8 protein-coding genes are annotated in these 6,524 nt (G+C 73.2%); 2 read left to right on the top strand and 6 right to left on the bottom strand.

The annotated features are described in order from the left end of the window. Positions 1 to 156 precede the first annotated feature (156 nt). From ACWGKU_RS39940 to ACWGKU_RS39920, 5 genes are all read right to left on the bottom strand, one after another. Positions 157 to 990, bottom strand: a complete 834-nt coding sequence (locus ACWGKU_RS39940) for a class E sortase (RefSeq protein ID WP_452180308.1) — start codon at positions 988 to 990, stop codon at positions 157 to 159. A 37-nt stretch (positions 991 to 1,027) separates the two neighbouring features. Then, positions 1,028 to 2,119: a class E sortase gene (locus ACWGKU_RS39935; protein ID WP_452180307.1), complete on the bottom strand. Its 1,092-nt coding sequence runs from the start codon at positions 2,117 to 2,119 to the stop codon at positions 1,028 to 1,030. Positions 2,120 to 2,124: 5 nt separating this feature from the next. Continuing rightward, positions 2,125 to 2,787: an aminodeoxychorismate/anthranilate synthase component II gene (locus ACWGKU_RS39930; RefSeq protein ID WP_359912219.1), complete on the bottom strand. Its 663-nt coding sequence runs from the start codon at positions 2,785 to 2,787 to the stop codon at positions 2,125 to 2,127. 55 nt (positions 2,788 to 2,842) lie between these two features. Beyond that, on the bottom strand, positions 2,843 to 3,022 hold the full coding sequence (locus tag ACWGKU_RS39925; RefSeq protein WP_049656795.1) for a hypothetical protein: 180 nt from the start codon (positions 3,020 to 3,022) through the stop codon (positions 2,843 to 2,845). Between the two features lie 69 nt (positions 3,023 to 3,091). After that, complete coding sequence (locus ACWGKU_RS39920) at positions 3,092 to 3,856, bottom strand: DUF881 domain-containing protein (protein WP_380357458.1); 765 nt, start codon at positions 3,854 to 3,856, stop codon at positions 3,092 to 3,094. 168 nt (positions 3,857 to 4,024) lie between these two features. On the opposite strand from ACWGKU_RS39920, the gene crgA reads away from it, so the two are divergent. Continuing rightward, positions 4,025 to 4,273 (top strand): cell division protein CrgA, encoded by a 249-nt coding sequence (gene crgA / locus ACWGKU_RS39915; protein ID WP_224283164.1) that lies wholly within the window; start codon positions 4,025 to 4,027, stop codon positions 4,271 to 4,273. Positions 4,274 to 4,610: 337 nt separating this feature from the next. Here the strand turns inward: crgA and ACWGKU_RS39910 are convergent, their stop codons facing one another. Continuing rightward, entirely contained in the window at positions 4,611 to 5,504 is an 894-nt protein-coding gene (locus ACWGKU_RS39910; RefSeq protein ID WP_387691272.1) for a rhomboid family intramembrane serine protease, read from the bottom strand. Between the two features lie 274 nt (positions 5,505 to 5,778). On the opposite strand from ACWGKU_RS39910, the gene ACWGKU_RS39905 reads away from it, so the two are divergent. Further along, positions 5,779 to 6,516: a DUF5324 family protein gene (locus ACWGKU_RS39905; protein ID WP_401056098.1), complete on the top strand. Its 738-nt coding sequence runs from the start codon at positions 5,779 to 5,781 to the stop codon at positions 6,514 to 6,516. Positions 6,517 to 6,524: the final 8 nt, after the last annotated feature.

Raw genomic sequence — 6,524 nt, 5'->3', positions numbered from 1 at the left:
TCAGCCTCCGATCTGCCCCTGGTTGGGCTTACCCGGGGGACCCCCAGCACGGATCAGGCCCGCGGGCCCGCCGCAACGCTTGCGGCGGGCCCTCGGGCGTTCCGTACCCGGCCCCGGGAGGTCCCCGGGAGGTCCCGAGGAGGCCTGTGAGGGGCCTCAGGGGCGCCGCAGCTCCGGCGGCGGGGTGCGCTTGGCGTCCATGTCGTCCACCCGCACCAGGCTGCCCCAGACGGCCATCCGGTAGCGCGAGGTGTACACCGGCGTGCACGTGGTCAGGGTGATGTAGCGGCCGGGCCCGGCGTAGCCGGAGCGGGCCGGGACGGGCGCCACGATGCCGGTGTCGTACTTGGACGTCTCCGCCAGGGTGCTGTCGACCTTGTAGACGTACCACTTGTCCTGGGTCTCGACCACGACCGCGTCGCCCTGGTGGACGGCGTCCAGGTCGTGGAACTTGGCGCCGTGGCCGTCCCGGTGGGCGGCCAGCGCGAAGTTGCCCTCCTGGTCCCAGGGCATCGCGGCCTTGTACGGCTGCTCGTACACGCCCGCCACGCCGTCGTCCAGGACCTCGGTGGAGGTGCCCAGCCGGATCAGCACCTGGAAGTCCCTGCCCATCGCCGGGACGTGCAGGAAGCCGACGTCGTCCCCGACCGCGAACTGCTTCGGCGCGGCCGTGGGCGCGGCGCCGGGGGCACCGGACGCGCCGGGGGCCGGGGCGGCGCCGGAGGCGGCCGGGGGGCCGGGGTTCGGGCCCGCCGCCCAGCTGCCGCGCAGCCGGTCCGCGGCCGCCGAGGCCGAGCGGTCCGCCTGCACGTTGGTCCACCAGAGCGAGTAGGCCACGAACAGGCCGAGCACCAGGCCCAGGGTGATCAGCAGCTCGCCGAAGACGCCGAGCGCGGCCAGCGCCCGGTTCCGGCCCCGCCCGGCCCGCGGCTCGGGTGGGGGGAAGGCCTCCTGCGCCGGTTCGGCCGACTGCGCGGTCTCGTCCTGCATCTGCGGTGTTCCCCCTCCGGGCCGGGCGGCCGGGCGGCTACCCGCCCGTGATCGCGGCCGGCTTGCCCTGGGCACGCGGCCGTTCCTCGATCATCTTGCCAAAGACGATGAGACGGAACTTGGAGGTGAACTCCGGGGTGCACGTCGTCAGCGTGATGTAGCGGCCGGGACCGGTGTACCCGGCGCCGTTCGGCACCGGCTTGATCACGCTCACGTTGTTCGGGGAGGTCTCCGGGATGCCCCCGGTGACCTCGTAGGTGTAGTACCCGGCGGCGGTCTCCACCACGATCTTGTCACCCTTGCCGAGCTGGTTGATGTACCGGAACGGCTCGCCGTGGGTGTTGCGGTGGGCCGCCAGCGCGAAGTTGCCCGCCTTGTCGCCCGGCATGCCGGTGCCGCTGTAGTGGCCGACCAGGCCGTTGTCGAGCACCGCCGACTTGGAGGTGCCCTCGGCGATCGGGAACTTCAGCCCCAGCTTGGGCAGGTGGATGATGGCGAAGCCCTTGCCGGGCTCGAACACCTCGGGCTTGTTCGGGTCCGGGGCCGGTTGGCCCGGCTGGACGGGCGGGGCGACCGCGTTGAACTGCTGCTCCAGCTTGTTGCGGGCCCCGTCGGCGGCCTCGTCGGCCTGCACGTTGGTCCACCAGAGCTGGTACGCCACGAAGAGCAGCATCACCACGCCGAGCGTTATGCACAGCTCGCCGACGCCCCGGGCGGCCACCACGAGCAGGGACTCCTTGGGACGCACCCGCCCGGCGGCGCGGCCGCCCGCCCGGCGCCGGCCGTTGCCGGAGCGCAGCGAGGTGCGGCCCTGGGCGGCGCGGCGGCGCTCGGCCCGGCCGCCGGTGGGGGCCGGTTCGGCGGCCGGCGCGCCGAGGTCCGGGGGCAGCCGCAGCTGGAGGGTCTGGTCGGGCAGCCAGGGGTACTCGGGCCCGTCCACCAGGGGCTCCTGGGCCTGCTCGTAGACGCCCCAGGCGTCCTCGGGCACGGTCTGTCCCGGGTGCTGCCGGTAGGGCGCACCGCCGGTGCCGTCCTCCTGGCCCGGGTACCCGGGCCCGCCGTACTGCTGCACGGTGCCGTACGGGTCCGCCTCCGGCTGGAAGCGCCGCTCCGGACGCAGCGCGGTCACGCCGGTCAGCCCCGGCCGATCACCGGGGCGAGCCCGGCCGACCGGTCGACCGCCTGCGGGAAGCCGCACTCCGCGAGCCAGTTGGCGAGCATCCGGTGCCCGCCCTCGGTGAGCACCGACTCGGGATGGAACTGCACGCCCTCGACGGGCAGTTCACGGTGCCTCAGGCCCATGATCACGCCGCTCCCGGTGCGCGCGGTGACCACCAGCTCGGCCGGCACGGTGGCCGGCTCGACCGCGAGCGAGTGGTAGCGGGTCGCGGTCAGCGGCGAGGGCAGGCCCTCGAAGACCCCGCCGTCCTCGTGCTCGACCGGCGAGGTCTTGCCGTGCAGCAGCTCGGGCGCCCGGCCGACCACCGCGCCGTACGCGGCCGCGATCGACTGGAGGCCCAGGCAGACGCCGAACACCGGCAGCCCGATCCGCGCGCAGTGGTGCACCATCTCGATGCAGACCCCGGCCTCCTCGGGGGCGCCGGGCCCGGGGGAGAGCAGCACTCCGTCGAAGCCCTCCTCGCCGGAGCGGCGGACGGCGTGCTCGACGGTCACCTCGTCGTTGCGCACCACCTCGCAGGTGGCGCCGAGCTGGTACAGGTACTGGACCAGGTTGAAGACGAAGCTGTCGTAGTTGTCCACCACCAGGATGCGGGGCGGGGTCGTCCGGGTCGTCATGCGCGCGTGGTCTCCGTGGGGTGCGGTGCGGGAAGGGAGTGCCGGGCCCGCCGGCTCAGCCGGTCGCGGCGCCGTCGCCGCCGTCCACTGTGACGTCGCCGAAGGGGAGCAGCGGTTCCGCCCACGGGAAGACGTAGGTGAAGAGGAGGTAGACGATCCCCAGGACGAGGAGCAGCGAAATGACGGCCCGGACCAGGGTGTTCCCCGGGAGGTGACGCCAGATCCAGCCGTACATGGTGCTCCCTCGACGTAGCGGACTGGGTTAAAGAGTAGACCCGCCGTGCACGGCCGCGGGGCCGGTCCGCTACTGCTGCCCGCCCGCCGACCGCAGCTCGGTGGTGCCGGAGTAGCCGGGCAGGTTCAGCTCGCCGCTCTCCTGGACCTTCCAGCCCAGCCCGTACGCCTGGACGTACTGGAGGTACTTGCGGATCGTCGGGTCCGCGTCGACGGCCGAATGCAGGGCGTCGGTTCGGCCCACCGCCTTGACCACGTACGGCGGGGAGTAGACCCGGCCCTGGAGGAGCAGGGTGTTGCCGACGCAGCGGACGGCGCTGGTGGAGATCAGGCGCTGGTCCATCACCTGCACGCCCTCGGCGCCGCCCCGCCACAGCGCGTTGACCACGGCCTGGATGTCCTGCTGGTGGATGACCAGGTCGTTGACGCGGGGCTCGGGCACCCCCGGGATGCGCGCGGTGGCGTTCGGCGGGGCGTCGTTGAGGGTGACGGTCAGGCCGCCGCCCTGGAGCGGCTCCAGCGCGGCATCGGAGCGCAGGCCGTCCAGCTGCGCGGTGTCGGCGGGGTCGTGGCCCTGCTGCTCGGTGAGCTGCTGGGCGCGGGCCTGGAGGTCGGCGAGCTGGGACTGCGCCTGCTGGTTCTGCGCGCTGCGCTGGCGGACCACGTCGCCGAGGCTGAGCAGCGAGTTGTCGGTCCGCAGGTCGGTGCCGCGGGCGGTCTGCGCGCTGATGTAGAAGAGCAGGCCGGCGAGCGCGAAGACGGCGCAGGTCAGGGCACGTCCGACAATTCGGGTGCCGGAACGGCGGGTAGGGGCCGACTCAGGGGGAATCGACAAATTAGTCACCGTACCCTTATCTCCTCAAGACCCGCCGAGCCACTACGCTAACGGACGCCGGTGGCATGTGGCGGAGCGGTCCCCAGGACGTTCTCCACGGCCGACCGCAGCCGATTCCACCCGCTGCACCCTGCGCGGTCTCACAGCGCATCGACAGGAGAGCTCCTCGTGCCGAAGTCTCGACTCCGCAAGAAGTCCGACTACACCCCGCCGACGACGGCCGCGGTGAAGATCAGTTCGGGCCGCAGTTGGGTCGCCCCACTGATGCTGGCGCTGTTCCTGATCGGCCTGGTGTGGATCGTCACCTACTACGTGACCAGCGGCACCTACCCGGTCGAGAGCTGGCGGAACTGGAACATCCTGGTCGGCTTCGGCTTCATCGCCGCAGGGTTCGGCGTCTCCACCCAGTGGAAGTGACGGCCCGCCCGTCCTGAGGCTCTGATTCGAGCCGTTTCCCGCCGCTCCGGATCGCTCGTCCCGGGGCGGCGGTGAGGCGTGCCCGGAACCGGTCGGGAATCCGGTCGTTTGTCCCCACCATCGGACTGGCGTGCTTATCCACATGGTTATCCACACTGGGGAAAAGTCTCCCCAGCCTGTGGATAACTTTCCCGGGCGGAGTCGTGCACAGCTGTGCGCAACTCCCCGGAAACGAGAAAACCGCACAGCAGGACACGCGTAGAACAGCAGTCCGCAACCGGGTGGCCGCACAGCCTGTGCACAACCCCGCACCCGCTGTGGACAAACGTCCGGGCGGTCAGGCCCCGTAGAGGGCCATCCCGGTCAGCAGCATCCCCGCCTCGACCGCCACCGCGCCCGCCACCGCCAGCGCCTGGACCAGGCCGCGGCGCTCGCGCGGGGCGTACATCAGGCCGGCCGCGGTCAGCGCGCCGAGCACCAGCCCGCCGACGTGCGCCCGCCAGTCGATGCCCGGGCGGGAGAAGGTGACGACCAGGTTGAAGACCAGGAACGCCATCGCCGGGCCGAGCGGGCCCCTGTTCCGCAGCTGGAGCACGATCGTGGCGCCGATCAGCCCGAAGACCGCCCCGGAGGCGCCCACCGAGTTCATCCAGTCGCCGGCCACCAGGAAGGCGAAGGTGCTGCCGCCCAGACCGGAGACCAGGTACAGGGCCAGGAAGCGCAGCCGGCCGAGCGCCTCCTCCAGCGTCGGGCCGAGCCAGAACAGCACCAGCATGTTCATCCCGACGTGCCACCACTCCAGGTGCAGGAAGGTGGCGGTCAGCAGCCGGTACCACTGGTCCGGGCCGTCGGCGATGCCCGCCGGACCGCCGAGGATGTCCCGCCCCGCGCTGAACAGCGACCAGGTCTGGCCCAGCCGCGGGGTGAGCACGTAGGCCGCCAGCACCCAGACCACGACGTTGAGGCCGATCAGCACCCGGGTGACCAGCCCGCCGTCGGCGGCCAGGGCACCGCCGAACCGGGTGGTCGCCCGACGCGTCCCGGCGTGGCCGTCGCCGACGCACTCCGGGCACTGGAACCCCACCGAGGCGGTCACCATGCACTGCGGGCAGATCGGCCGCTCGCAGCGGGTGCAGGAGACCCCGGTGGGGGTCCGCGGGTGCCGGTAGCAGCCGGGCGGACCGGCCTCCGGGGACCGATCGGCCGACGGCCGCGGCTCGTCCGGGAGCATCAGCGGAGTCCCCTTCCCGTACACGACCTCCGAAACCGCCAGCCTACTGCCGCGCCCCCGCTCCCGGACCGGCTCCCCCACAACCGCCCGCCCGCCGCCGGGCCCGGGTACCGCCCGCCCCTCCGCCCCCACCCGTCGCCGCCCCGCGCCCTCCGCCACCCCGCGGGGCCCCGCGAACGGCCCACCCCGACCTGCCGTCGGACAAATCAGGATGCATGATCAGCATTCAGGTGGATATGTGCATATAGGACGCCACCCAGGAGGAGAGAGACTCGTGAGCTTTTCGGATTCGGCCCGAGAGACGGCCACCAGGACCCGGGACACCGCCGCACACTTCGCGGACGGCGCCAAGCAGCGCCTCGGCCCCGCCTTGGACGCCTTGGGCCCGAAGGCCGCGCTGGCCGCCCACAACCTCCGCATCCAGTACGACAGGCATCTCGCCCCGCAGTTCGGCCACGCCTTCGCCAGCCTGCCGCCGGAGGCCCAGCAGAACGCCCTGAAGGCCCTCCACCGGGCCCAGGAGGCCGCTCTGGCGGCCCGCCTGTCCGCCGCCCGGGCCGCGGACCAGGCCCGCACCACCGTGGCCCCCAGGGTCGCCCAGGCGGTCGAGGAGGCCCGCGCCACCGTCGGCCCGGTCGCCCACGAGGCCCAGACCCGCGGCGCCGCCGCGCTGACCGCCCTCCAGGGCAACGTCAGCTCGGCCGAGATCAGCGAGCTGGCCGCCCGGAACGCCAGGAAGAAGGACTGCAACCGCCTGGCCACCGGCCTGGCCGTGGCCGGTCTGCTGGCGATCGGCGGCGGCATCGTGGCCTGGCAGTGGTGGCGCCGGCACAGCAACCCGGAGTGGCTGGTCGAGCCCCCGGCACCGCAGGAGCCCCGGCCCACCGGCGCACACGCCGCGTCCGCGCCGGTGAACGGCTCCGGCCCGGACGCCGGCGCCGAGGGCCCGGACGGGGGCCCGGTCGGCGAGAACGACGGCCCCGCCACCGAGGACGGCCCCGGGCCGCGCTGACCGTGCGG

It is taken from the genome of Kitasatospora sp. NPDC054768 (assembly GCF_053612025.1).
The sequence above is the reverse complement of the archived record's forward strand: the minus strand, read 5'-3'. Positions and strand labels throughout refer to the sequence as shown.